This window comes from Saccharothrix sp. AJ9571, from assembly GCF_021725495.1.
Taxonomy (GTDB): domain Bacteria; phylum Actinomycetota; class Actinomycetes; order Mycobacteriales; family Pseudonocardiaceae; genus Amycolatopsis; species Amycolatopsis magusensis.
In genome coordinates this window covers 1,416,811-1,440,887 of record NZ_CP091382.1, presented here as the reverse complement: position 1 = coordinate 1,440,887, position 24,077 = coordinate 1,416,811, and the positions used below count along the sequence as shown (strand labels likewise).

Below are 24,077 nucleotides of genomic sequence, written 5' to 3'. Positions count from 1 at the left end.
GGGTGGAGAATGGCTCAAGGGCGATTTTCCCGGTGTGAAGAACGAACTACCCTGAGGTGGAAAATGTCTGCGCGAGCCCCAGGGGATTTCGATGAAACGGCACATCACGATCATCCACCGGTGGCGCGAGCGCTACGCCGAATACCCGGAGTACCTCGACCACGCGGAGAACAACGTAACCTACATCACCACCGATGTCGGCATCGAAGGCGTTCCGGAAGGTGCCGCCGCGACGGCGATCGTGGTAAACACCGACGACATCGACGAGGTCCGGGCGAAGGTGGTCGAACTGGCGGCCCGCTTCGGGAAGCCCGCCGGGATCGTCGCGCTCAAGGAGGACGACCTCGAGATCGGCGCGGCCCTGCGCGAGGAGTTCGGCTGCCCGGGTCCGCGGGTGTCGGCCTTCGTGCCGTTCCGGGACAAACTGGTGATGTGCGGCGTGATCCAGGACGCGGGCCTGCCGCTGCCGGCGTTCGGCCCGGCCGGGACCGTCTCGCAGGTGCTGGAATTCGCCGACGAGCACGGGTGGCCGGTGATCGTGAAGCCGCGGAGCGAAAGCAGCAGCGCGGGCGTCGTCATCGTGCAGGACGCCGAGCACCTGGCGACGCTCGAACTGGACGATTCACGCATGGTGCAGAAATTCGTGGACCACACCGTGTTCCACGTGGACGGTTATTTCGACGGCGTCGAAGTCCGCCGCTGGAGTTCGGCGGAGTACTTGAACACCTGCCTCAGCTTCCGCGGTGGCGGCATCCTGGGCTCGGTGGAAGACGACGACCCGGAACGCCTGAAGGCCGTCGGAAACGCCACGGCTCAGTTCATTTCGGCACTGACGGACGAACCGACGGCGTTCCACTTGGAGGTTTTCGTCGCCCCGGCCGCGGACGGTGGATTCGAGGTCCAATTCCTGGAAGTCGGCGCCCGGGTCGGCGGTGCCGAAATCCCGTTCCTGTGGCGGGAAGTGCACGGCTACGACTTGATGCGGGCGGCTTTCGAATTGCAGCTGGGCCTGGTGCCGCAGGTCGCGGATGCCTTGGAGGACAAGGACCTGGCCGGCTGGATGCTGGTCGCCGCGCCCGCGAAACGCCCGTGCCTGATCACCGAGTCGACGCCGGTGCTGGGCCTGACCCCGGGCCCCTACGCCGAACGCGTGCTGGAAGTCGGCGAAATCCTGCCCAACGCGGCGGCCTTCTACGAACACGTCGGCGGCCGCTTCCGCTTCCGAGGCTCGACGAGCGCGGAAATCATCGAAGCCATCGAAAACACCGTACGACACTTCAAGGTCGCCGCCACCCCCATCGAACCCGGCTGACCCCGGAAGCCTTCGCCGGGCACTCGACTCGGCCTGCCGGTCGCCGGGCCACCTGGGCCATCCGTGCCCCGAGCATCCAGCCACCGCGGCCCGCGCCCAGCCTGCGCACCCCCAGGCAGGCAGCCCCCCACCCTCCCGGGGGCGGCCCCTATCGCCAGCCTATCGGTCAGGGGCATCGGATGGGGGTGGCTGATCGGTGCCCTGTGGACAACGGGGTGCCTGTGGACAGCGGCACCCCCGCCCCTCTGTCACGAATGTGGCTTTCGAGACCCCAACCGTCTCGAAAGCCACATTCGTGCCACCAACTCCCCACCGGATCAACCACCCTACCTACAGTCGCTGGGCTGGATGGAGTAGTTGCACAGCGGGCGCCGATCGTTGGGCTGACACTCAGCAGGAGACCCAAGGAGGCTGACTGCATGCCCAGCAGTACGAAGGCGACCGAAGCCAGACAGAGCAAGCCCGTCCAGGTGCTGGGGCGGGTGGGGATGGCTTGCTACGGCGTGGTCCACCTGATCATCGCCTACCTCGCGATCCGCATCGTCGCGTCCGGTGGCGGGCAGGAGGCGGACGGGCGCGGCGCGATCACCGAGATCGGTTCGACCGGCTTCGGCGGGTTCCTGTTGTGGGTGGTCGCGGCCGGCCTGATCGCGTACGGCCTCTGGCAGGCGCTGATGGCCATCAACGGTTACCAGTGGATCGACAAGGAGCGGCGCCGCACGATGAAGCGCGTGGCGTCCGCGGCGCGCTGTGTGATGGGGATTTCCCTCGGCGTGTACGCGATCCAGCTCGCCGCCGGGTCCGGCAAGCAGGGCGGTTCCGGCGACCAGCAGCAACAGGAGTTCACCGCGAAGCTGCTCGCCCTGCCCGCCGGCCCGTTCCTGGTCGGTGTGCTGGCGGTGGTGGTGCTCGGCGTCGCCGTGTCGTCGGCGCTCAAGGGGATCCGCAAGACCTTCCTCGACGACCTCGACTTCTCGTCGCTGCCCAGCGGCACGCGGCGCTGGGTCGAGCGCCTCGGCCGGGTCGGCTACCTGGCGAAGAGCGTGGTCTTCGGCGTGGTCGGTGTGCTGATCGGCTACGCGGCGTTCACCCACGACCCCGGCCAGGCCGGTGGCCTCGACGCGGCCCTGCGCACGCTGGCGGACCAGCCCTTCGGCCCGGTGCTGCTCATCGCGGTCGCGGCCGGGTTCGCGGCCTTCGGCGCGTACTGTTTCGGCGCGGCCTGGGCACACCGGAAGTGAACCTGTCGGCAAGCTGTCGACTCGCTGTCCGGTCACTGTGGGAGGACCAAACCCGGCGGTTCGCTCACTAGGGTCCCGGTTGGTTGAAACTTCACACACCGGGAGTTGGTAGCGCATGTTCGCTCGAGTCAAGGATGTCGCCGCACTGGTCGGCCGGATCGGGATCGCCGTGGTGTTCTTCGCACACGGGCTGCAGAAGTGGAACAACGGCGTGGACGCCACGGCCTCGATGTTCGAGGGCATGGGCCTGCCGCTGCCCACGGTGGCCGCATTGTTCACCATCGCGGTGGAGATCCTCGGCTCGATCGCCTTCGTGCTCGGCATCGGCATGCCGCTGGTCGGCATCGGCTACGCGATCGTCGGCGTGGGCGCGATCTTCACGGTGCACCTCGACAACGGCCTGACCGGCCAGGGCGGCTACGAACTGGTGCTGGTGCTCGCACTGGCCGGGCTGGCGGTCGGCTTCAACGGCGGCCGGTTCTCGCTCGACCACGTGCTCTTCGCCCGCAAGCGCGAGAGCGCGGGCGCCGAGCGGCTGTCGGCCCAGGCCGCCTGATCAAGCCAGTTCGAGCGTGGTGCGCTCGGTCCGGCCGCGGTCGGCGAGCTTCGCTGGATCCGGGTTGCTGACCTGGACCAGCGAAGCCCCGGCCGCGAGCGGCGCGAGCAGGCCGCGCACCACGCCGTCGGGCAGCTCCCATTCCACAGTGGACAGCACGCGATCGCTTGCGGAGATGTTCTCGGCGCAGGCGGAAATCTGCGCCAGTACTTCCTCCACAGTGGACGAACACAGCGCCGGGGTGCCCCGCTCGATCGGGAACAGCGGCGAGTAGGTGTCACCCGCCATGCGGGCGTCGGACAGGAAGTCGACGGCGTCCGCGCCCGGCGCGTTCGCCAGCCCCCGGCCCATCGGGTCCAGCGACACCACCGCGGTCAGCTCGGCCGCGCTGCTCGTGGTCCCCGGGCCGGTGAAGGCGACCTTCGCGCCCGCGGCGTCGGCCACCACGTGCGCCCCGCACCACCACGCGCCGAGCAGCACCCCGGCGGTCTGCCAGTGCGCGGGCAGCGCCACGGCCACCGGGTCGCCCGGCTCGATCTCGGGCTCCTCGACCAGCCAGTTCGCCGTTTTCGCGGCCCAGTTCACCAGCGTGGTCACCGACAGTTCGACCCGGCTGCCCGTGGCGTCGTCGTAGTGCGTGACCAGCGGTTTCGCCGGGCTGGACAGGTGCGGGCGCAGCAGTGCGTCGGTAAGGCTCACACGGTCGACCTTAATCCACGCAGGCGACGCCGTCGTTCTGCCGCAGCGCCGCACCGGCCGCGGAACCGCCACCGCCGGGCGGCTCGGCGCCGCGCCCGGCCAGGCCGGCCACGAACTGGCGCACCGCGTTCAGGTCGACCTCGATGATGCTCTGCCCGTCCTCGCTGCGAGAGCCGACGGCCACCACCGGGATGGTCTGGAAGTTGATCTCCCCGGAGGCGATGTCCTTCGCCTGACCGGCGAACTCCAGCAGATCCATGCCCGGATCGACGACGACCGACTTCTTCACCGCCTCCATCAACTGGTTCAGCTTGTCCGGGCTGGTCAGCGTGCCCGCGGAGAGCACCTGGTGCAGCGCGGAGGACAGGAACGCCTGCTGCCGCAGGATGCGCCCCAGGTCCCCGCCCGGCAGGTTCTTGCGCTGACGGACGAAGGACAGCGCCTCGCCGCCGGAGACCGTCTGCACGCCCTTGCGGAAGTTCGCCCCGGAGTCCTTGTCCTCGGTGGCGTGGTTCAGGCACACCTTGATGCCGCCGAGCGCCTCGGTGAGCAGGTAGAAGCCCAGCAGGCCGACCTCGGCGTAGTGGTCGAGGCGGATCTGGGTGAAGTCCTGCACGGTCTTCACCAGCGCGGCGCGGCCCGCCTGATCGGACTCGCGCTCGACGGCCGCGTCGTCCCGCCCGCCCTCGCGACGCAGGTCGGCGGCGGTCTTCGCCTTGGTCACGCCGAACACTGAGTTGATCTTCGCCTGGCCGCCCTGCGGCACGTCGATCCAGGTGTCGCGGGGGATCGAGACGGCGGCGGGCTTACCGCCGTCCTTCGGGATGCGCAGGATGATCAGGGTGTCGGTGTTGACCCCGGCCTTCTCCTCGGTGCGCAACTCCTTGAGCACCCGCAGCGGCAGCGGGTTGCCCTGCATGTCGGTGCGGGAATCGGCGCCGACCAGCAGGATGTCGGTGGCGCCGTCGTCGGCGGGCGGGGCCGCCGGGTCGTCGGGGTCGACGAGCAGCGCGTCGGTGGTGCCGACGTTGTCCTGGAAGTCGTCCAGCGTGGTGTAGGCGTACCCGGTGGCCGCCAGCGCGACGACCGACAGCAGCGCGAGGAACACCTTCCCGGTGGCCCGGATCGGCCGGCGCCGGTGCGGCACCACGGCCGCGGGTTCCGGCTCGGGCTCGGGTTCCGGCTCGGCGGGCTTGGTGCGGGGGACCGGCGACGGCACGAACTTCCGCTCAACGGCAGCCGGTGCCGTCTCCTCGGTGCCCGGCCCGTCCTGATCGTCCGAAGTGGACGATCCCGGGTCTCCCTCGACCGGGGTCCCGGTCTCCCGCTCTTCGTTCTCGTCCTGGCCGCCCACGCCGGTCACCTCCCCGTTCCTCCCGCGTCCGCGCCCCTGCTCCCAGGCTAAGGCACCGACCCGATGGTGTGAGGCGCCTGCCCCGAACCCGCCGGATCAGTTGATGCAGGGCACGCCACCCGCGGTGATCGGGGGAGGGCCGGCGGGCGGTGCTCCGGCGGACGGGTCGGCGGGCGGCTCGACCGGCTCGACCGGCGGCGCGGACGACTGCCCGGCGCCCGCGGCGCCGTTCGCGTCCACCTTGTAGTCGCGGCCCAGCAGCACCCGCACGTGCCCGGCGGGCACGTCGGCGTCCGGCTCGGCCTGGACCTTGCTGCCCATCGCCTGCGCGACCGCCTCGGCGGCGGCCTCGTTGCCGGGGGCGTAGCGCACCACGGTGGTCGGGCGACCATCCAGCTGGGTGCTCGCGCCTTCGAGGAATCCCTTGCCGCGCAACAGATCCTTGACCTGCGTGGCGGTGTTCGCGTTGCCGCTGGCGTTGAAGACGTCCACCGTGGTCCGCTCGGCGCCGGGGATCTTGCCGTCCGGCGTGCCGGTCGGCTCCGCCGGCGCCTCGGGGCCGTCGTCGGTCAGGCTGTCGACGAAGGTCTTGACCTTCTCGTTGTCGATCTTGACGATGTCCGCCCCGCCGAACTTGCCATTGCCCTCGGTGGGGATCGTGCGGAACTCGACCCGGCCGCCGGTCATGCCACGCATCTGCTCGGCGAACTCCAGCAGGTCCCAGTCCTTGGAGAGGATGACCGACTTCTTCACCGCCTCGATCACGCCGGTGATCCGCGACGGGCTCATCAGCACGTCCGGCGAGAGCACCTTGCGCGCCATGCCGGAGAGGAACGCCTGCTGCCGCGCGATCCGGTCCAGGTCGCCGTTGGGCAGGTCGTAGCGCTGGCGGACGAACGACAGCGCCTGCTTGCCCTCCACCGTCTGCAGCCCGGCGGGCAGGTCCACGCCCGAGCGCCACTCCTTGACCGGCTGGTTCAGGCACACCTCGACGCCGCCGATGGCCTGGGTGACCTCGTAGAAGCTGAGCAGGTTCACCTCGGCGTAGCGGTCGATCATGCCGGGCTTGCCGATCAGCGTCTCGACGGTGCTGATCAGGTTCTTGCGCCCGGCCACCTTCGACTGCTCGTCGACCTTCTTCAGGTCGGCCTCGCCCTGCTGCTGCAGGGTGCTGGCGGTGTCGTTGTAGGCGTAGACGAAGGCGCTGTTCAGCTTGTGCTTGCCGTAGCCGCCGGCCAGTTCGACCAGCGAGTCGCGCGGGAAGGAGATGGCCACCGCCCGCTCGCCGTTCTGCGGGATGTGCACCAGGATCATCGTGTCGGTCTGGCGCTCGCCGTCGGCCTTGCCGCCGTGCAGCATGTCCAGCACTTCGCGGGGCAGCGGGTTGCCGTCGTTGTCGGTGCGGCTGTCGAGGCCGACCAGCAGGATGTCCACGGCGCCGTCGAGCGGCTTCTTCTGGAACCCGCCGCCGATCACGTCGGTGGTGGTCAGGCCTTCGTTCAGCTCGCCGAGCACCTGGGAGCCGTACCAGGTCAGCACCAGGACGATGGCGGAGAACAGCGCGAGCAGGGTTCGCCCGCTCCAGAGAGCGAACGCGGCGGGCGCGCTGCGCCTGCGCGGCGGCTCTTCCGCGGATTCGATGTATGGCCGCGGCGGCCCTTCGGTCACCACGCGCGCTCCTCCCAGCCGGTCAGCACGTCCCGGTTCCTGCTCTTGATCTTCGATCGGTCGAAACCTCAGGCGGATTGGCGCGTGAACCCCCGGTGCCGGACAGCCCGCCGGACACCCGCGCTACCCCGTCACCCTACTGTGTCCGGTGTGTGACGTCCGTGGGGTCACGAAATGTTCCCCCGTGGCGATGAGTCCGACCGTACGGGCGCGGGAAACACGAGAAGGTGGAGTCTATGCGGGTTCTGGTCACCGGTGGCGCGGGATTCATCGGTTCGCACTATGTGAGACAGGCGCTGACCGGCGCTTATCCGTCCCTGGCCCAGGCCGAGGTCGTGGTGCTGGACAAGCTGACCTACGCCGGGACCGAGACCAACCTGGCCCCGGTCGCCGCCGATCCCCGGCTGCGGTTCGTCCGCGGCGACATCTGCGACGCCGAGCTGGTCGCGAGCCTGGTGAAGGGCGTCGACCTGGTCGTGCACTTCGCCGCGGAATCGCATGTGGACCGGTCGATCGACGGTTCGGCGGACTTCGTGCTGACCAACGTGCTGGGCACGCAGACCCTGCTCCAGGCGGCGCTGAACGCCGGGGTCGGCAAGTTCGTGCACGTCTCCACCGACGAGGTCTACGGTTCCATCGAACAGGGTTCGTGGACCGAAGATCACATTTTGGAACCGAATTCGCCGTATTCGGCTTCGAAGGCCTCTTCGGATCTGCTGGCGCGCTCGTTCCACCGCACGCACGGAATGCCGGTGTGCATTACCCGGTGTTCGAACAACTACGGTCCGTACCAGTTCCCGGAGAAGGTGATCCCGCTTTTCGTCACCAATCTCCTCGACGGCGGGAACGTGCCCCTCTACGGCGACGGGCTGAACGTTCGTGACTGGCTGCACGTGGACGATCACTGCCACGGCATCCAGCTGGTGGCCGACGGCGGCAGGCCGGGCGAGATCTACAACATCGGCGGCGGCACCGAGCTGACCAACCGCGAGCTGACCGAGCGGCTGCTGGCCGCGGTCGGCGCGGGCTGGGACCGGGTCGAGCCGGTGACCGACCGCAAGGGCCACGACCGGCGGTACTCGGTGGACATCACCAAGATCGCCGACGAGCTGGGCTACCGGCCGCGGGTGTCGTTCGACGAGGGGCTGGCCGCGACCGTGCGGTGGTACCAGGAAAACCGGGCCTGGTGGGAACCGCTCAAGGAGCGGGCCGCACTGGGGTCTCGATGAGCGGGCTGGAGCTGCTGGTCCCGGGCGGTACGGGACAGCTGGGCCGCGACCTGGCCGCGCTGGCGGGCCCCGGCCTCGGGTTGACCGCGCCGGGCTCCGCGGACCTGGACGTGACGCGCCCGGGCGCGGTGATCGGGGCGGTCAAGGCCCTGTCCGACCGCGCGGCCGCCGCGGGCGCGCGGCCCGTGGTCATCAACGCGGCGGCGTACACCGCGGTGGACAAGGCCGAGACCGAGGAAGCACGCGCCTTCGCCATCAACGCGGACGGCCCCCGCGTCCTCGCGGCGGCTTGCTCTTCTCGGCGGGTGCCACTGATCCACGTGTCGACCGACTACGTGTTCTCCGGTGAGGCGAGCACCCCTTACGAACCGGACGACACCCTCGGTCCGCGCACCGCCTACGGCCGCACGAAGGCGGCGGGCGAAGACGCGGTCCTCGGCTCGGGCGCCTCGGCGTGGGTGGTCCGGACCGCCTGGGTCTACGGCAAGCACGGGACGAACTTCCTGAAGACCATGACCACCCTGGAATCCACGCGGGACACCCTGTCCGTTGTGGACGATCAGCGCGGCACGCCGACCTGGTCGGCCGACCTCGCCGCGGCCTTGGTCGAGTTGGCGGGCATGATCGCCGCGGGCAACGGCCCAGCCGCCCGCGTCCTGCACTGCACGAGCGCCGGGGAAACCACCTGGTACGGCTTCGCCCAAGCCATCTTCCGCCACCTGGGCACCGACCCGGCGCGCATCTCACCGTGCCGCACGGAAGACTTCCCGCGCCCAGCCCCGCGCCCGGCGTACTCGGTGCTCTCCACCAAGTCCTGGCAAGACGCCGGCCTCGCCCCACCACGCCCCTGGGACGAAGCCCTAGCCGCCTACTTCACCTCCTGACTCATGACACAAATGTGGCTTTGGGGGCCGATTCCGCCCCCAAAGCCACATTCGTGACACTGGCCCCGCCGTGAAAGCCACATTCACGGCACCCCCGGCACCGCCACCCGCACCACTCCCACCACACGCGCCCACCCTGCCAACAGAAACCCGGGAACCCCACCAGCCGGAGCACCCACACGGCCCCCTCCACCCCGGTCCCCGCCGTAGTCACAATAAAAAACCGGGGTGCCCCGAAAACCTACCGCCCCGCAGCCTGCCGATAAGCATCCACAGTCTTCTCCGCGCACAACCGCCACGTATAAGTCGCCGCATGAGCCCGCCTCGAAACCGAGGTAGAAGCCGCATGCGGATCGGAAACAGCCGATCGCAGAGCCTCGATCAGAGCATCCACGTCCCGATAGGGCACCAGGTGCGAATACCCCCCGGCAACCTCCGCCAGCGCCGGGATGTCGGTGCAGACCACCGGGACATCGCAGGCCATCGCCTCCAGCACCGGCAGTCCGAAGCCCTCGTCCCGCGAAGGCAGCACCAGCGCCGCCGCCCCTGCGACGACCGCGCGCAGGTCGACCGGCGGCAGGTATCCCAGGCGCATCGACCGGTCCGAGAGTTCGAACTCGCCCGGCCCGGTGAACACCAGTGGCGGCAGGTCCGGCGCCGCCGCGTGCGCTTCCCGTAGCCACGGCAAACCCTTGCGTGGCCCGGCCGCCCCCACGAACAGCAAATACTCGGAAGGCAATCCCAGCCGCGCGCGCTGCTCCTTCGACAACGGCCGCGCGGTGAACCAAGCCGGGTCGACGCCCAGCGGTGTCACGATGATCTTCTCCCGCGGCACATCCAGACGGGAAGCCACCGCCTCGGCGACCGCGACCGTCGGCGTGCAGATGACGTCCGCGCGTGCGGCACCCCGCCGGACCAGCACCGGCAGGTCCCGATCGCTCGGCGACAGCTCCTCCGGCGCGTTGATGAAGGCCAGGTCGTGGATGGTCAGCACGCCCGCGGCCCGCGCGATGCCCGGCAGCACGAAGTTGGTCCCGTGCACCACATCGGTCGAGCCGGCGAACAGTTCGACCGGCGGGAAGTTGCCGTGCAGCCACGACCGCCGCAGCAGGCGCGCCGCCACCGGCATGCCCCGCGCGCGGACCCCGTGCGGCAGCACGTGCCGCAACCGGCGCCAGCCGCGCAGGGTGAACGCCACCGCGCGGGTGTCCACAGTAGACAGCGAAGCGAGTTCTTCGGACAGCGAAGCGGTGTAGTGCCCGATTCCGGTGCGGACGCCGAGCAGAGGAGTGCCGTCGAGCAGGACGCGCAGGGGCCGCTCAACCATTGCGCCGGGCCACTTTCAGCACCCGTCCGCCGACCCGCTTGGCCAGCTCCCGCACCCCGCCGTCGGCCAGGTACTCCTTCACCAGCGCCAGGTCTCTGCGGACGACTTCCGTGCCGCGCAAGGGATCCGACGGCGCCAGGTCGCTCGCGCCGGGCAGCCGGTCCGCGGCCGGGCGCGGGTCGCGGCAGAACTCCACCAGCGGCTCCAGCGCTCGCGGCCAGGCGAACCGCTGCGCCACCTCGGCGATGCGGTCACGCGCCGCCGCGGCGAATTCCGTGTCGTACAAAGCTTTTTCGAGCGCATCCGCCAGCGCCTCGGTGTCCTCCGCGGGCACCACCACGCCGAGCCCCTCCGCGCGCACCAGGTCGGCGAAGGCGTCGCCGTCGGTGGTCACGATCGGCAGGCCGGACCACAGGTAGTCCAGCACCCGCGTGCGGAAGGCGAAGGTGGTCTCCACGTGCTCGTAGTGCGTGGTCACCCCGCAGTCGGCGTCGAGCAGCCAGTTCTGCCGCTCGCCGTAGGGCACCCACTGCTCGTTGAAGAACACGTGCTTGCCGGTCAGCCCGAGCGAGTCGGCGAGCCGGATGGTCCGCGCGCCGATGTCCATCTCGGCGACCTCGGGGTTCGGGTGCTTCATGCCGAGGAACACCAGCCGCACGTCACCGCGCCGCTCACGCAGCCGGTCGATCGCGCGCACCAGCGTCAGCGGGTCGAACCAGCTGTAGACCCCGCCCGCCCACAGCACCACGTGATCGGTCTCGCCGATGCCCGGCATCCCGGCGCGCAGCCCCGGCCCGGTCCGGCGGGGTGCCTCCGGCGACAGGCCGAACGGCACCACCGACAGCAGCGAATGCGTGGTCGGGTCGGCGTCGTAGAGGCGGGGCGTGAGGCGCCCCATCGCGGCGAGGTGACCCAGCCAGAACAACCGCTGCCGCTCCGAGGCGCACAGGAAGAAGTCGCCGCGCTCCAGTTGCGCTTCCAGCACCTTGGTCACGCCGATCAGGTCCGCGGCCCGCTTGTCGTCGGGCACGCCGCGGCCCTGCTCCAGCAGTTCCAGGTGCATCGGGTCGTAGAGGTCGCAGACGACGATCTTGCTGGAATCCCGCTTCTTCAGCTGTGGCGCCATTTCCAGCACGTGACCCTGCAGGATCACGATGTCCGCCCACTCGACCGGCTCGGCGAGGTCGCGCCGCTTGGCCGCGCTGACCGCGAACGGCGCGGGCGGGGGATCGGCGAGCGGGTTCACCGTGACCAGCCGGACTTCGTGCTCCCCGGCCAGCGACGCGGCGATGTTCCAGGCGCGGATCGCCGGGCCCGCCATGCGCTCGGTGATCGCGTCGCCGGTGATCACCAGCACCCGCCGCCGCTGCCCGAACACGCCCTCGATGCCGAACGCCTTGACCAGGATCTCGTGCGCGTCGAGGTAGCGCGGCAGCGGGTACGCGGGCTCCAAAGCCTTGCGCAGCAGGGGAATCAGGTCAGCGTCGGTGCGCACACGCGCGGCCTGCTCGACCGCTCGGGACTCGGCCAGCGACGGCATCAGCTCGACGAACTGGTCGATCGCCAGCATCCCGGCGAGCGAGGTGCGGGGGACGGCCACCGGGCCGGTCTCCACCGGGCCGACCCCGCGCTGCAGGTCGAGCTGCGTCGCGTCGATCTCACCGCGGGCGGTCGCGCGGCGGACGGTCAGCGCCAGTGCCGCGGGCAGCACCTGCGCCAGCGTCTCGTCGGACAGGTTCTTGTACAGCGCGGCGAGGGCGTTGCGCTCCAGCAGGAAGGTCTCGCGGCCGGTGTCCGGCGCGTCGACCGCGTCCATGGTGCCGTGGTGGCGGTGGAAGGCGATCGACTCCGGCACGTACCGCACCCGCCAGCCACGCAGGTTCATCCGCCAGCCGAGGTCGACGTCCTCGTAGAACATGAAGAAGCGCTCGTCGAAGCCGCCCAGCTCGGTGAACACCCCGCTGCGCACGAACATCGCCGAGCCGGTGCCGAACAGCACGTCCTTGGCGACCTCGTGCTCGGCGGCGGGCACGTCGGCCAGCGGCGAGCCGGCGTGGCGCTTGTAGCCCATGCCGAACCAGGTCAGGCCGCCGTCGACGAAGTCGGTGCCGGTGCCGTCCCAGTCGAGCACCTTGCTGGCCACCGCGCCCACCCGCGGATCGGCCGACAATTCGGCGACCGCCGCGCGCACCCAGTCGCGATCCGGCCGCGCGTCGTTGTTGAGGAAGGCGAGCACGGTGCCGGTGGCGTGCCGCGCGCCCAGGTTGCAGCCGCCCGCGAAGCCCAGGTTCTCCGGCGACTCGATCAGCTTCACCCCGGGCACGGCGCCCCTGATCCGATCGGCGTCACCGGTGCCGGAGGCGTTGTCCACGCAGATGACTTCCAGGCGCGGGTAGTCGAGCCCGGCGAGCGCGCGCAGGCAGGTGACCGTGTCGTCCGCGCCCCGGAAGTTGACCACGATCACCGAGACCACGGGCAGCGCGCCTTGGGTCAAAGACCGACTCCTTCGCTGGGGGATTTCGTCAAGCCTAACCGCCCGACCACCTGCGCCAGACCGCGCCTCGGCCGATCGTGGCCAGTCCGCCGATCCGCCGCCGGGCCGCCATCGTGGCAGGCAACCGGCGCGCCACCTCGCCGAGCACGCGCAGCCGGAGGCCGGGCCGGAAATTGGCCGCGTCCGGAACATCGCGCTTGACCGGGAGCAACGCGGTGATGACGGCGAACCGCGCCAGCTCACGCAGCGCGACCGCGGCCGGGGCGCAGCGCAACAGCATGAGCAGGCGGTTGCGCTCGTTCCAGCGGTGGAAGGCCGGGGAACCGGGGCGGGTGCTGGCGCCGTGCAGGTGGCGCACCCGCGCGGTCGAGCCGAGCACGCGCCAGCCGGTCAGCCGCAGGCGCCAGGCGGTGTCGGTGTCCTCGTAGTAGCAGAAGAAGCTCGCGGGCACGCCGCCGCAAGCACGCAGTGCCGCGGTCCGCAGCAGCACCGCGCCCCCGCAGAAGCTGAAGACCTCGGGTGCGGGGTCGGTGCGGTCGGCGCCGTGCCCGTCGGCGGTGAGCCGGACGCCGGTGGACTGCGTGGTGCCGTCGGGCCGCACCAGTGTCGAGGTCACGGCCGCCGCGTCGGGGGCGTGGTCGAGCGCGTCCTCCAGCGCGGCGAGCCAGCCGTCCGAGGGGGCGGCGTCGTCGTTCAGCCAGGCCATGAAAGGCGTGCTGACCTGGGGTAGCGCCGCGGCGAGACCGCCCGCGTAGCCGGTGTTGCGCGGCAGCCGCAGCACCTCGGGGGCCGAGGGGTGCGCGGCCAGCAGTTCGGCGGTCCGGTCGTCCGAGGCGTTGTCCACCACCAGCGTCCGATGTGGACGATCCTGGGCGGCGAGCGCGTCCAGGCAGGCCTCGAGGTGCCCGGCACCGCGCCAGGTGATGACCACGACCGTGCTGCGCAGCGGGGATGACACGCTGAGCACAATAGGCGGGTGCCCGAGCTGGTCGTCATCGCGGAGCAACTGCTCGCGCCCGTCCCCGGGGGGACCGGGCGCTACACGGCCGAGTTGCTGCGTGCGCTGGCCGAGACCGTGCCGTCCGGCTGGACCCTGTCGAGCGTGGTCGCCCGGCACGCCGACGTCGACGCCGCCGAAGTGGCCGGGGTCGACGGTCCGCGCAGGCTCGCGTTGCCGCCGAAGGCCCTGGTCGCGGCGTGGCAGCTGGGCCTGCCCTGGTGGCCGGGTGGTGACGTGGTGCACGCGACCACCCCGCTGGCCCCGCCGCGGGCGCCGCGCGGGCGCCGGCTGAGCGTGACCGTGCACGACACCGTGCCCTGGACGCACCCCGACACCCTCACTCCGCGTGGAGTTTCGTGGCACCAGAAGGTGATCTCGCGGGCCGCGCGCACGGCGGACGCGCTGATCGTGCCCACCCAGGCGGTCGCCGACGACCTGGCCGCGCGGGTGGCGGGCAAGGCGCCGCTGCACGTCATCGGCCACGGGGTGACCGAGCTGCCGCGGGAGCCGGTCGACCTGGACCTGCCCGCGGAGTACGTGCTCGCGATCGGCACGCTCGAACCCCGCAAGGGCATCGCGCTTTTGATCGAGGCGATGGCCCGGTTCGACGGCCCGCCGCTGCTGCTGGCCGGTCAGCCGGGCTGGGGTGGGCTCGACCCCGCCGACCTGGCGCGGCGCCACGGCCTGCCAGCCGGCCGCCTGCGCGTGCTCGGCAGGCTGTCCGACGCCGAGCTGGCGACCGCGTTGCGTGGCGCGTCGGTGCTGGCCATGCCGAGCCTCGCCGAGGGGTTCGGGCTGCCGGTGCTGGAGGCGATGGCGGCGGGCGTGCCGGTGGTGCACTCCGACGTGCCGTCGCTGGTCGAGGTGTCCGGTGGTGCGGCCAGGGTGGTGCCGTGCGGGGAGGTCGGCGCGCTGGCCGACGCCCTGCGGGAAGTGCTCGGCTCCCCGTCGCTCTCCGCGACCATGCGGAAGCGTGGCTACACCCGTTCAGGTGAATTCAGCTGGCGTGCCGCCGCGGAAGCGCTCTGGTCAGTGCATTCGGCGGGAACGACCGACCCCGGGCCCGAGTTTGGTGGTTCCTGACCCCGCGTCCGTTGAACGGCCGTACGCTGCACCTCGTGGTACCTGGTGAACCCCGTGTGCTGATCGACGCCACCGCCGTGCCCGCGGACCGCGGCGGGGTCGGCCGGTACGTCGACTCGCTGGTCGCCGCCCTCGACGACGACGGCGCCCCGATCACCGTGGTCTGCCAGCCCCGCGACTTCCGGCTGTACTCCCAGCTCGCCCCGGGCACCCGGGTGCTCCCGGCCACCGAGTCCACCTCGACCCGCACGGCCCGGCTGACCTGGGAACAGACCACTCTCCCGTCGCTGGCCCGGCGGCTGGGCGCGGACGTGGTGCACTCGCCGCACTACACGATGCCGCTGGCGCTGAACAAGGCCTCGGTGGTGACCCTGCACGACGCCACCTTCTTCACCGACGCGGTGCTTCACTCGTCCGTGAAGGCCCGCTTCTTCCGGGCGTGGACGGTGGCCGCGCTGCGACGGGCGTCGCTGTGCGTGGTGCCGAGCGAGGCGACGGCGTCCGAACTGGCGAAGGTCACCCGCGTGCGGGCCTCGGAACTGGAGGTCATCCAGCACGGGGTCGACGTCGAACGGTTCCACCCGCCGTCACCCGCGGAGGTGCGGGCCGCGCGGGAGGCGATCGGGCTCGGCAGCACCCCGTACATCGCCTTCCTCGGCGCGCTGGAGCCGCGCAAGAACGTGCCCGCGCTGATCCGCGGCTACGCGAAGGCCATGGCCGGGCGTGCCGACCCGCCGGCGCTGGTGCTGGCCGGGCAGCCCGGCTGGGACACGCAGGTGGAGAAGGCGCTCGAAGGCGTGCCGCACCGGCTGCGGGTGATCCGGGCGGGCTACCTGCCCTTCGGCACGCTGGCCGGGTTCCTCGGCGGCGCGGAGATGGTCGCGTACCCGAGCCTCGGCGAAGGCTTCGGCCTGCCGGTGCTCGAGGCGATGGCCTGCGGCGCGTGCGTGCTGACCACCCGGCGGCTGTCGCTGCCCGAGGTCGGCGGGGACGCGGTGGCCTACTGCGGGGTCGGCGCCGGTGACGTGGCGGCGGCGATCGGGGAACTGCTCGACGACCCGGCCCGCCGGTCCACCCTCGCCTCCGCGGCGCAGCGCCGGGCGAAGGAGTTCTCGTGGGCGGCCACCGCCGAGCGGCACCGCGAGGCGTACGGGCGGGCGTGGCTGGCCTGGCGCTCGCGTGGGGGGCGCTAGTAACGCTCCGTGTTCAAGGCACAATGTCCTGTCGTGCACCCCCAGTATGGCGATGAGGTCGCCGTCGTGGTCGTGACCTACTTCCCCGGCGAGACCCTGGAACCCTTCCTCGAGACCCTCGAAAAGGCCACCACGCGCGAAGTCAAGGTGGTGCTGGCCGACAACGACACCGACGCTTCGGACGAGTCGCTGGACAAGGCCGCCGAGCGCGAGAACGTGCACCTGCTGCGCATCGGCGAGAACCTGGGCTACGGCCGCGCGGCCAACCGCGGGGTGGCCGAGCTGGACGAGCGGTACGGCTGGATCGTGATCGCCAACCCCGACCTGGAATGGCACCCCGGCTCGATCGACGAGCTGCTCGACGTGGCCGCGCGCTGGCCGCGCGGCGGGGCGTTCGGCCCGCTGATCCAGGAGCCGGACGGCACGGTCTACCCGTCGGCGCGGCTGCTGCCCTCGCTCGGCCGCGGCATCGGGCACGCGGCGCTCGGCAAGGTCTGGCGCGGCAACCCGTGGACCAAGCAGTACCGGCAGGAGACCGCGAAGCCCGCCGAGCGCACCTCGGGCTGGCTTTCCGGTTCGTGCCAGCTGATCCGGCGCGAGGCGTGGGATTCGGTCGAGGGCTTCGACCCGCGGTACTTCATGTACTTCGAGGACGTCGACCTCGGTGACCGGCTGGGCCGCGCGGGCTGGCTGAACGTGTACGCGCCCTCGGCCACCGTGATGCACATCGGCGGACAGGCCACGAAACGCGCTTCGGCGAAGATGCTCGCGGCGCACCACGTCAGCGCCTACCGCTACCTGGCCGACCGGCACCGCGGTCCGCAGTGGAAGCCGGTACTTGCGGCGGTGAAGCTGGGGTTGGCGGCTCGGTTGAAGCTGGCTACGTGGCGGGATCGGTAGCTGCTTGCTGGGGGCCCGCCCCGGTTTTTCAGTGTGACTACGGCTGGGACCTCGATGTCAAGGCGGGAAAGATGCCTTGACATCGAGGTCCCAGCCGTGTTTTTGGCTGTGGACCGGGGTGGGGGGTCTGGGCGGTGCTCCCGGTGAGGTGCCCGGCCGGCGGTTGCTCTGGTGGGGTGCCCGGCTGGCGGTTGCTCGGGTGGGTGCCTGGCCGGCGGTTGCTCTGGTGGGGTGCCGGGCGGTGGTTGCTCTGGTGGGGGTCCTTGCCTGCGAATGCTATGAGTGGGGCATTACTTGCATTCAACGCAAGTAATGCCCCACTCATAGCGTTCAGCTGGCGGCTCAGATGCCGTCTAGGCGGCGTGAGAGGTTCGAGCGCTTCGTCTGGGTGGTGGTCGGGATCAAGCCGCCCACGTCCGTTTCCTCGATGACCGGGTCGACGGGCTGCTCCTCGAACAACGAGGGCAGCGGCATCGGCCGGGTCGGGCGGTGCCCGCGTGGGGGCTCCAGCCGCGAGGTGGGTTCGGGGCTGGCCAGGTGGTAGTCGTTGGCCTCGATCATCGCGGCGGAGACCTGGGTGGTGCTGTCCGGGTCCTGCGCGTCGATGTCGGCGACCACGGATCTCGGGATCTGCTGGGTGTTCGCCGCGTCCATCGGCGAAGTGGCGTCGTCCGGCGTGACCACGAAAGCCCCGCGGGCCCGTGCCCGAGAAAGCAAGGCGTCCGCGCGATCGCGGGGGTCCATCCCCTCGGCCTCCCGACTAACCCGAGGCCCTCTCCGACCGGGGCCGCCTGTGTGCTGTCTAGGGTAGGCCCTCCGGGCCGCCCGCGTCAGCGTTTCCGGCGGTTTGTCACCAGCTGTTCCGCGACAATGGGAGGAAGGGATGCGCGCATGAGCGCCGCACCGGGGGTCGATGCCGTCGTTCTCGTCGGTGGCAAGGGGACGCGGCTGCGGCCGTTGACCCTGTCCGCACCGAAGCCGATGCTGCCCACCGCGGGGGTGCCCTACCTTTCCCACCTGTTCTCCCGCATCCGCGCGGCCGGGATCACCCACGTCGTGCTCGGTACCTCCTACCGGGCCGAAGTGTTCGAAGAGCACTTCGGCGACGGATCCGCTGTGGGGCTGGAACTCGAGTACGTGGTGGAGGAAACGCCGCTGGACACCGGTGGCGCGATCCGCAACGTCTTCGACCGCGTGCACGCGGAGAACGCGGTCATCTTCAACGGTGACATCCTTTCCGGCGCCGATCTCGGGGCGCTCGTGGAAACGCACCGGTCGACCGGTGCCGACGTCACCCTGCACCTGCAACGGGTCGACGACCCGAGCCGATTCGGTTCGGTGCCCACCGATCCGACCGGGCGGGTCACCGCGTTCCTGGAGAAAACGCCCAATCCGCCGACGGATCAGATCAACGCCGGTTGTTACGTGTTCAAGCGCTCGGCCATCGAGTCCATTCCGGCCGGACGCCGGGTTTCGGTGGAGAGGGAGACCTTTCCCGGACTGCTCGAAGCCGGTGCGCACGTGCACGGTTTCGTCGACGCTTCGTACTGGCTCGACGTCGGCACGCCGGAGGCGTTCGTGCGTGGCTCCGCCGACCTGGTGCGTGGGGTCGCGCCCACCTCGGCTCTGCCGGGGCCGGTCGGTGAGGCACTGCTGCTCGAGGGCGCGAAGGTCGCGGATGACGCGAGCGTGACCGACGGTTCGACGCTGGGTGCCGGTGCCGAAGTCGGGGCGGGTGCCCGGATCTCCGGTTCGGTCCTCTTCGACGGCGCGGTCGTCGGTGAGGGCGCGGTGGTCGAGCGTTCGGTGCTGGGCAAGGGCGCGCGGGTCGGCGCCGGTACCGTGCTGCGCGGTGTGGTGCTCGGTGACGGCGCGGTGGTCGGCTCGGGTTGTGAGCTGCTCGACGGCGCGCGGGTCTGGCCCGAAATGACCATCGCGGACGGGGCTGTGCGATTCTCGAGCGATGCCTGACACGCGTCGTTGGCGCCCGCCGTTCGAGCTGGATTTCCGGCGCGTGCTCGCGCCGCTCCGGCGCGGGCCCGGCGACCCGACGGTGCACTGGGACGCGCCGGGCCGGGTGTGGCTGACCGCGAACACCCCGGACGGCCCCGGCACGCTCGGCCTGCGGCGACTCGCCGACGGTGAGGTCGAAGCGGTGGCGTGGGGCGCGGGCTCGGCGGTGCTGCTCGACGGGGTGCCCGCGCTGCTGGGCGCCCACGACGACGACACCGGTTTCGTCGCGCACCACCCGCTGATCGCCGATGCCCGGCACCGGCGGCCCGGTCTGCGGTTGCCCTCGACCGGGCGGGTGTGGGACGCGCTGGTGCCCGCGGTGCTGGAGCAGAAGGTGACCGGGATCGAGGCCCACCGGTCGTGGCGCGAACTGTGCCGGTGGTTCGGCGAACCGGCGCCCGGCCCGGGCCCGGCGTTGCTGCGGGTGCCGCCGACCCCGGCGGCCATCCGGTCCATTCCGGACTGGAAGTGGCACCAGGCCGGCGTGGACCTCAAGCGCCGCACGGCTTTGGTCGCCGCGGCCGGGGTGGCGCACCGCCTGGAGCGCGCGGCCTCGCTGCGGGGTGCCGAGGGCCGGGAACTGCTGCGGAAGGTGCACGGCATCGGCGTGTGGACTTCCGCCGAGATCGCCCAGCGCGCCTGGGGCGACCCGGACGCGGTCAGCTTCGGCGACTTCCACATCCCGTCGATCGTCGGCTACGCGCTGGTCGGGCGGGCACTGGACGACCAGGGCATGGCGGAGGTGCTGGCGCCCTACGCACCACACCGGCAACGGGCCGTGCGCTACCTGGCAGCCGCCGGCGTCACGCGACCGCGGTTCGGCCCGCGCATGCCCATCCGGGACTACCGCGCCCTCTAGCCGATGTCCTAACGTGGTTCGAGCGCGGCGGTGACGATCGCGAGTGCCTCGCCCGGGTCGAGACCCAGCTTTCGCGCCACGGCCGCGTACTCCGCCGCGGCTTCCTGGGCGCGCCGCCGGTTCTGGTCACCCGAAGCACCGACGAAGCTGCCCGCGCGCCCGCGGGTCTCGATCAGGCCCGCTTCCTCCAGTTCGCGGTACGCCCGCGCGATGGTGTTCGGCGCGATGCCGAGGTCCGCCGCGAGCTGCCGGACGGTCGGCAACTTGGTGCCGACCGGCAGCGTGCGGTCGTTGATCCGCCGGGCGAGCGAGGAGCGGACCTGCTCGTACGGCGGCACCGGCGAACTCGGATCGAAGTCGAGGTTCATGCCTGTTCGACGGCCGCGGCGATCAGTTCGGTCAGGTCCTCCGAACCGGCGGGCAGCGCGGCGATCGGCCACCAGCGCAGGTCGTCCGATTCGGCGCTGCGCACCGGTTCCGCACCCGCGGGGGCGTGGGCCACGAACCGCACGTCGAAGTGCCGTGTGGGCAGGCCGAGCGAGCAGGTGACCGGGTGCACGTCGAGGTGCACCGGCTCGGTGTCGAGGGTCAGCCCGGTGATGCCCGACTCCTCGGTCGCCTCGCGCAGGGCGGCGTCGGCCAGTGCGGTGTCGCTAGGCTCGCAGTGCCCGCCTAGTTGCAGCCACCGGCCGACGCGCGGGTGCAGGGTCAGCAGCACCCGCTCCCCGGCGTGGTCCAGCACCACGGCCGACGCGGTGATGTGCCCGGCTTCGCAGGAGCGTTCGCAGGCGTCCTCCCTGGCCGCGACGAAGCCGAGGAACGCCTGCCGCAGCGCTTCCTGCGTCGCGGTCGGGGCCTTCCATTCATCCAAAGTGGACAGCGTTTCGGCGTGCAGGGTCACAGTTCGACCAGCCCTTCGGCGAGTTCACGGGGTGGGCGCGGGCCGCCGGGGCCGTCGAGCGGGTGGCCGATGGCGACCGCGCCCAGCGGGTGCCAGTTCCCGTCGAGACCGAGGCGCTCGCGCACCACGCCGGCGGAGAAGATCGTCGAGCCGACCCACAGCGAGCCCAGCCCTTCGGCGGCCAGCGACACCAGCAGTCCCTGCACCGCCGCCCCGCCGGCGACGGTGAACATGGTGCGCTCGCAGGCGTTCCGGCGGTCGTCGGGATAGGTGTGCGCGCCTTCGGGCACCAGGAACGGCAGGACCAGCTCGGGTGCGGTGAACAGCAGGTTCCCGCGTGCCAGGCGCTTTTCCACCTGCTCCGGCGTGAACCCGTCGCGTTCGAGGTCGGCGCGCCAGTAGTCGCGCATGGCCTCCAGCAGCGCCTTCCGCTTCGCCTGGTCGCGCACCCAGATGAAGCGCACCGGCCGCGTGTGGTGCGGGGCGGGCGCGGTGAGCGCGGCGCCGACCGCGCGGCGGATCACCTCCGGCTCCACCGGTTCCTCGGTGAACGCACGGACGGATCGCCGCACCAGCACGGCTTCCTTGCGACCCTGTTCGAGCGCTTCGCTGGTGCCCAAGCGGAAGAGGTCGTAGTCGACCGGTCGGACCAGGTCGTGCGCGCTGGACCCGTCGTCCTCGATGGACAGCCCGCGCACCACCGCCACCGGGGTGCCGCCCAGCTTGCCCTTGACCAGATCCGCCGCGGCGGCCAGTTCGTCGGCCACGGCGACCTCGGTGACCGCCAGTTCGTTGCCGTGCTCGTCCACCGCACCGGCGTAGGAATGCAGCACGCGCAGCCCGGAGGAGCCGATCGCGGCGTCGGTCTGGCCGACCCGCCAGGCCCGGCCCATGGTGTCGGTGATGATCACCGCGACCTCCACGCCGAGCCGTTCACGCAGGCCCGCGCGCAGGGCGAAGGCCGAGGCGTCCGGGTCGGCCGGCAGCAGCGCCACCTCGCCTGAGTCCACATTGGACGCGTCCACCCCGGCGGCGGCCTGCACCAGTCCGTTGCGGTTCTCGGTGATCACCGTGCGGCCGATCCTGGCCACCACGCGCACCGACTCGTCCTCGATCAGCTTGCGGCGGGCGGCATCGCGGGCCTCGGGATCGCGGGGGACCGAGATCAGCCTGCCCTCGATCTTGGAGACCACCTTGCTGGTCACCACCACCACGTCGCCGGAACGCAGCCAGCGTGCCGCGTCGGCGATGGCGCCGGTCAGGTCGTCGCCCGGCCGGAACTCGGGCAGCCCGGTGACCGGCAGGACCTCCAGCTTCGGCGCGGCGTGGTCAGTCAACGTCCACCCCGGCCAGGTTCAGCGCCGCCAGCGCCATCTTCGCCGTGGCGTCCACATCGGACATCAGCAGCGGCACCGGCCGGACGGCCACCCCTGGCACGTCGGCGGTCTCCCCGCGCTGGATCAGCCAGCCGTCGAGCAGGCCTTCCGAGGTCTGCCGGGAGCCGTAGTGCCTGCCGACGGCCTGCGCGGAGGTCTCCACGCCGATCGCGGTCAGGCAGGCGTCGGCCATGCCGCGCAACGGTTTCCCGTCGATGATCGGGGAGATGCCGACCACGCCGGCGCTGGTCTTGCGCAGCCCGTCGCGGATGCCGGGCACGGACAGCACGGTGCCCACCGAGACCACCGGGTTCGACGGCGCCAGCAGCACCGCGTCGGCCTCGGCGATCGCGTCCAGCACACCGGCCGCCGGGGAGGATTCCTCGGCGCCGACCGCCACGATCGAATGCGCGGTCAGTTCGGCGTGGTAGCGCACCCACCACTCCTGGAAGTGCAGGGCCTTGCGCGCGCCCTCGTTCTCCGGGTCGTCGACCACCACGTGCGTCTCGACCCGGTCGTCGGTCATCGGCAGCAACCGCACGCCCGGCTTCCACCGGTCGCACAGCGCTTCGGTGATCGCCGAGAGCGGGTAGCCCGCCCGCAGCATCCGCGAGCGGATGAGGTGCGTGGCGATGTCCTTGTCGCCGAGTCCGAACCAGTCCGGCTCGGCTCCGTAGGCGGCCAGTTCCTCCTTGACCGTCCAGGTCTCCCCGGCATGCCCCCAGCCGCGCGCGGTGTCGATGCCGCCGCCGAGGGTGTACATGCAGGTGTCCAGGTCCGGGCAGATGCGCAGGCCGTGCATCCACACGTCGTCGCCGGTGTTCACCAGCGCGGTGACCTCGTGCGGGGAGCCTTCGGGGGCGGGACCGATCGGGGGCAGGCCGAGCGCGGCCTTCACGCCGAGCAGGAACCGGGCGCCGCCCACCCCGCCGGCTACAACGACAACCTTCACGAGGAGCGATCCTCGCACGACCCGGTGGCGGGGACCCAGTAGCGGTACCGATGGTGCTCGGTGAATCCCAGCCGGTCGTACAGCGCGAGCGCCGGGGCGTTCGTCACCGACACCTGCAGTGCGCACCGCGTTGCTCCGAGTGCCGCGCCCCAGGCGCTCACGGCGCCCATCAGGTCCACCGCGACGCCCTTGCGCCGGTACGCGGGCCGGACCGCCAACCGCGAGACGTGCAGCACGTCGTCGACGACCGCGCCCCGCACCGCGCCGACCGTCTCGGTGCCGGTCTCCGCCACGCCGTAGCCGACCGCGGGCGCGGTGGTCAGGACGTGCCGCTGCGCTTCGCTCGGCTCGGTGGTGCCCGCGCACAGTTCCCACCACTCCGGCGTCGGCGCGTCGAGCACGCGGGCGGTGCCGTCCGGCGTGCCCAGTGGTCCGACCAGCACCGACACCTCGTGCCCGGCCGCGTGGGCGACGTTCGGCACCCAGCCGAGATCACCCAGTGCGTGTTCGATCGCGCCGTCCTGGATCACCTGCACCGCCGGCTCGAGCCCGTGCGAGTGGGCGAAGTCACAGACGCGGTCCAGCGCGTCCGCGATGGGCCGTCCCGGATCCCCGATGGCGAGCGCGGTGTTCGCCCGCCCGGTGAACCCGGCCGCGGCCCGCAACCACCACCGCCCGAGCCGTTCCCCGGTCACCGGCGGCCAGGCGAGTGCACACTGGAGTTCGAGTGTTTCCGCAGGTTCCACGGGCTAGATTGTGCACGTGGGCGCCGACCGCCAGGAGGATCGATGAGCGTCTCCCGCAAGGACGACCGGCACAACGAGGACCTGGTCGACGAGATCGCGGACAGTTTCAGCAAGGCGGTGCGCGCCAAACAGGAGGAATCGGGGGACGACACCCCGAAGCCCGCGTTCGTCATCACCGGCGACCGTCGTGACCAGGACCGGAAACGGCGCTCCCGATAGTCCCCGTACTGCGGGTATGGTGACCCGCGAATCGGGGTGTTCAGGGGGCGGAATAAGGGTCGCCTCACCAC

Annotated in this window: 23 protein-coding genes; 11 read left to right on the top strand and 12 right to left on the bottom strand. The window is 71.3% G+C overall.

The window, feature by feature from the left end; genetic code table 11:
- The first annotated feature begins 91 nt into the window (after positions 1–91).
- The 3 genes from L3Q67_RS05855 to L3Q67_RS05845 all read left to right on the top strand — a co-directional run bounded on the left by L3Q67_RS05855 (position 92) and on the right by L3Q67_RS05845 (position 3,109).
- Entirely contained in the window at positions 92–1,312 is a 1,221-nt protein-coding gene (locus tag L3Q67_RS05855) for an ATP-grasp domain-containing protein (protein ID WP_499188564.1), read from the top strand.
- A gap of 419 nt (positions 1,313–1,731) precedes the next feature.
- The gene (locus L3Q67_RS05850) at positions 1,732–2,553 is read left to right on the top strand and encodes a DUF1206 domain-containing protein (protein ID WP_499188563.1); all 822 of its coding nucleotides are present in this window, start codon (positions 1,732–1,734) and stop codon (positions 2,551–2,553) included.
- A gap of 115 nt (positions 2,554–2,668) precedes the next feature.
- On the top strand, positions 2,669–3,109 hold the full coding sequence (locus tag L3Q67_RS05845) for a DoxX family protein (RefSeq protein WP_499188562.1): 441 nt from the start codon (positions 2,669–2,671) through the stop codon (positions 3,107–3,109).
- Here the strand turns inward: L3Q67_RS05845 and L3Q67_RS05840 are convergent, their stop codons facing one another.
- From L3Q67_RS05840 to L3Q67_RS05830, 3 genes are all read right to left on the bottom strand, one after another.
- Positions 3,110–3,808: a TIGR03089 family protein gene (locus L3Q67_RS05840; RefSeq protein WP_499188561.1), complete on the bottom strand. Its 699-nt coding sequence runs from the start codon at positions 3,806–3,808 to the stop codon at positions 3,110–3,112.
- 10 nt (positions 3,809–3,818) lie between these two features.
- The gene (locus L3Q67_RS05835; protein WP_499191440.1) at positions 3,819–5,162 is read right to left on the bottom strand and encodes an LCP family protein; all 1,344 of its coding nucleotides are present in this window, start codon (positions 5,160–5,162) and stop codon (positions 3,819–3,821) included.
- A 96-nt stretch (positions 5,163–5,258) separates the two neighbouring features.
- The gene (locus L3Q67_RS05830) at positions 5,259–6,830 is read right to left on the bottom strand and encodes an LCP family protein (RefSeq protein ID WP_499191439.1); all 1,572 of its coding nucleotides are present in this window, start codon (positions 6,828–6,830) and stop codon (positions 5,259–5,261) included.
- Positions 6,831–7,066: 236 nt separating this feature from the next.
- On the opposite strand from L3Q67_RS05830, the gene rfbB reads away from it, so the two are divergent.
- A complete protein-coding gene (gene rfbB, locus L3Q67_RS05825) occupies positions 7,067–8,059 on the top strand; it encodes a dTDP-glucose 4,6-dehydratase (protein WP_499188560.1) in 993 nt (330 codons plus the stop codon).
- On the top strand, positions 8,056–8,943 hold the full coding sequence (rfbD, locus tag L3Q67_RS05820) for an SDR family oxidoreductase (RefSeq protein ID WP_499188559.1): 888 nt from the start codon (positions 8,056–8,058) through the stop codon (positions 8,941–8,943). The genes rfbB and rfbD overlap by 4 nt, the downstream gene beginning before the upstream one ends.
- A 241-nt stretch (positions 8,944–9,184) precedes the next feature.
- Here rfbD and L3Q67_RS05815 read toward each other — a convergent pair whose 3' ends face one another.
- The 3 genes from L3Q67_RS05815 to L3Q67_RS05805 are packed head-to-tail and all read right to left on the bottom strand — an operon-like array spanning position 9,185 to position 13,722.
- Entirely contained in the window at positions 9,185–10,270 is a 1,086-nt protein-coding gene (locus L3Q67_RS05815) for a glycosyltransferase family 4 protein (RefSeq protein WP_499188558.1), read from the bottom strand.
- Positions 10,263–12,764, bottom strand: a complete 2,502-nt coding sequence (locus tag L3Q67_RS05810) for a glycosyltransferase (RefSeq protein WP_499188557.1) — start codon at positions 12,762–12,764, stop codon at positions 10,263–10,265. Before L3Q67_RS05810 ends, L3Q67_RS05815 begins: the two co-directional genes overlap by 8 nt.
- A 34-nt stretch (positions 12,765–12,798) precedes the next feature.
- Positions 12,799–13,722: a glycosyltransferase family 2 protein gene (locus L3Q67_RS05805; RefSeq protein ID WP_499188556.1), complete on the bottom strand. Its 924-nt coding sequence runs from the start codon at positions 13,720–13,722 to the stop codon at positions 12,799–12,801.
- 18 nt (positions 13,723–13,740) lie between these two features.
- Between L3Q67_RS05805 and L3Q67_RS05800 the strand changes: the two genes are divergently transcribed.
- The 3 genes from L3Q67_RS05800 to L3Q67_RS05790 are packed head-to-tail and all read left to right on the top strand — an operon-like array spanning position 13,741 to position 16,940.
- The gene (locus L3Q67_RS05800) at positions 13,741–14,847 is read left to right on the top strand and encodes a glycosyltransferase family 4 protein (RefSeq protein ID WP_499188555.1); all 1,107 of its coding nucleotides are present in this window, start codon (positions 13,741–13,743) and stop codon (positions 14,845–14,847) included.
- Positions 14,848–14,903: 56 nt separating this feature from the next.
- Positions 14,904–16,040, top strand: coding sequence for a glycosyltransferase family 4 protein (locus L3Q67_RS05795; protein WP_209664264.1), 1,137 nt, complete (start codon positions 14,904–14,906; stop codon positions 16,038–16,040).
- Positions 16,041–16,073: 33 nt separating this feature from the next.
- A complete protein-coding gene (locus tag L3Q67_RS05790) occupies positions 16,074–16,940 on the top strand; it encodes a glycosyltransferase family 2 protein (RefSeq protein WP_499188554.1) in 867 nt (288 codons plus the stop codon).
- A 342-nt stretch (positions 16,941–17,282) separates the two neighbouring features.
- On the opposite strand, the gene L3Q67_RS05785 is transcribed toward L3Q67_RS05790, so the two are convergent.
- Entirely contained in the window at positions 17,283–17,684 is a 402-nt protein-coding gene (locus L3Q67_RS05785) for a hypothetical protein (protein WP_499188553.1), read from the bottom strand.
- Positions 17,685–17,831: 147 nt separating this feature from the next.
- On the opposite strand from L3Q67_RS05785, the gene manB reads away from it, so the two are divergent.
- Positions 17,832–18,911, top strand: a complete 1,080-nt coding sequence (manB, locus tag L3Q67_RS05780) for a nucleotidyltransferase family protein (protein WP_499188552.1) — start codon at positions 17,832–17,834, stop codon at positions 18,909–18,911.
- Positions 18,904–19,812 carry a DNA-3-methyladenine glycosylase family protein gene (locus L3Q67_RS05775; RefSeq protein ID WP_499188551.1) on the top strand — a complete coding sequence of 303 codons (909 nt, stop codon included), beginning with the start codon at positions 18,904–18,906 and terminating at the stop codon, positions 19,810–19,812. Before manB ends, L3Q67_RS05775 begins: the two co-directional genes overlap by 8 nt.
- An 8-nt stretch (positions 19,813–19,820) precedes the next feature.
- Here the strand turns inward: L3Q67_RS05775 and L3Q67_RS05770 are convergent, their stop codons facing one another.
- The 5 genes from L3Q67_RS05770 to L3Q67_RS05750 are packed head-to-tail and all read right to left on the bottom strand — an operon-like array spanning position 19,821 to position 23,787.
- Positions 19,821–20,180 (bottom strand): GntR family transcriptional regulator, encoded by a 360-nt coding sequence (locus tag L3Q67_RS05770; RefSeq protein WP_499188550.1) that lies wholly within the window; start codon positions 20,178–20,180, stop codon positions 19,821–19,823.
- Positions 20,177–20,713 carry an NUDIX hydrolase gene (locus tag L3Q67_RS05765; RefSeq protein ID WP_499188549.1) on the bottom strand — a complete coding sequence of 179 codons (537 nt, stop codon included), beginning with the start codon at positions 20,711–20,713 and terminating at the stop codon, positions 20,177–20,179. The genes L3Q67_RS05770 and L3Q67_RS05765 overlap by 4 nt, the downstream gene beginning before the upstream one ends.
- Positions 20,710–22,050, bottom strand: coding sequence for a coenzyme F420-0:L-glutamate ligase (locus L3Q67_RS05760; RefSeq protein ID WP_499188548.1), 1,341 nt, complete (start codon positions 22,048–22,050; stop codon positions 20,710–20,712). Before L3Q67_RS05760 ends, L3Q67_RS05765 begins: the two co-directional genes overlap by 4 nt.
- Positions 22,043–23,041 (bottom strand): CofD/YvcK family protein, encoded by a 999-nt coding sequence (gene cofD, locus L3Q67_RS05755; RefSeq protein WP_499188547.1) that lies wholly within the window; start codon positions 23,039–23,041, stop codon positions 22,043–22,045. The genes L3Q67_RS05760 and cofD overlap by 8 nt, the downstream gene beginning before the upstream one ends.
- Positions 23,038–23,787, bottom strand: coding sequence for a GNAT family N-acetyltransferase (locus tag L3Q67_RS05750; protein ID WP_499188546.1), 750 nt, complete (start codon positions 23,785–23,787; stop codon positions 23,038–23,040). The genes cofD and L3Q67_RS05750 overlap by 4 nt, the downstream gene beginning before the upstream one ends.
- Positions 23,788–23,829: 42 nt before the next feature.
- Between L3Q67_RS05750 and L3Q67_RS05745 the strand changes: the two genes are divergently transcribed.
- Positions 23,830–24,006: a hypothetical protein gene (locus L3Q67_RS05745; RefSeq protein ID WP_209664274.1), complete on the top strand. Its 177-nt coding sequence runs from the start codon at positions 23,830–23,832 to the stop codon at positions 24,004–24,006.
- Positions 24,007–24,077: the final 71 nt, after the last annotated feature.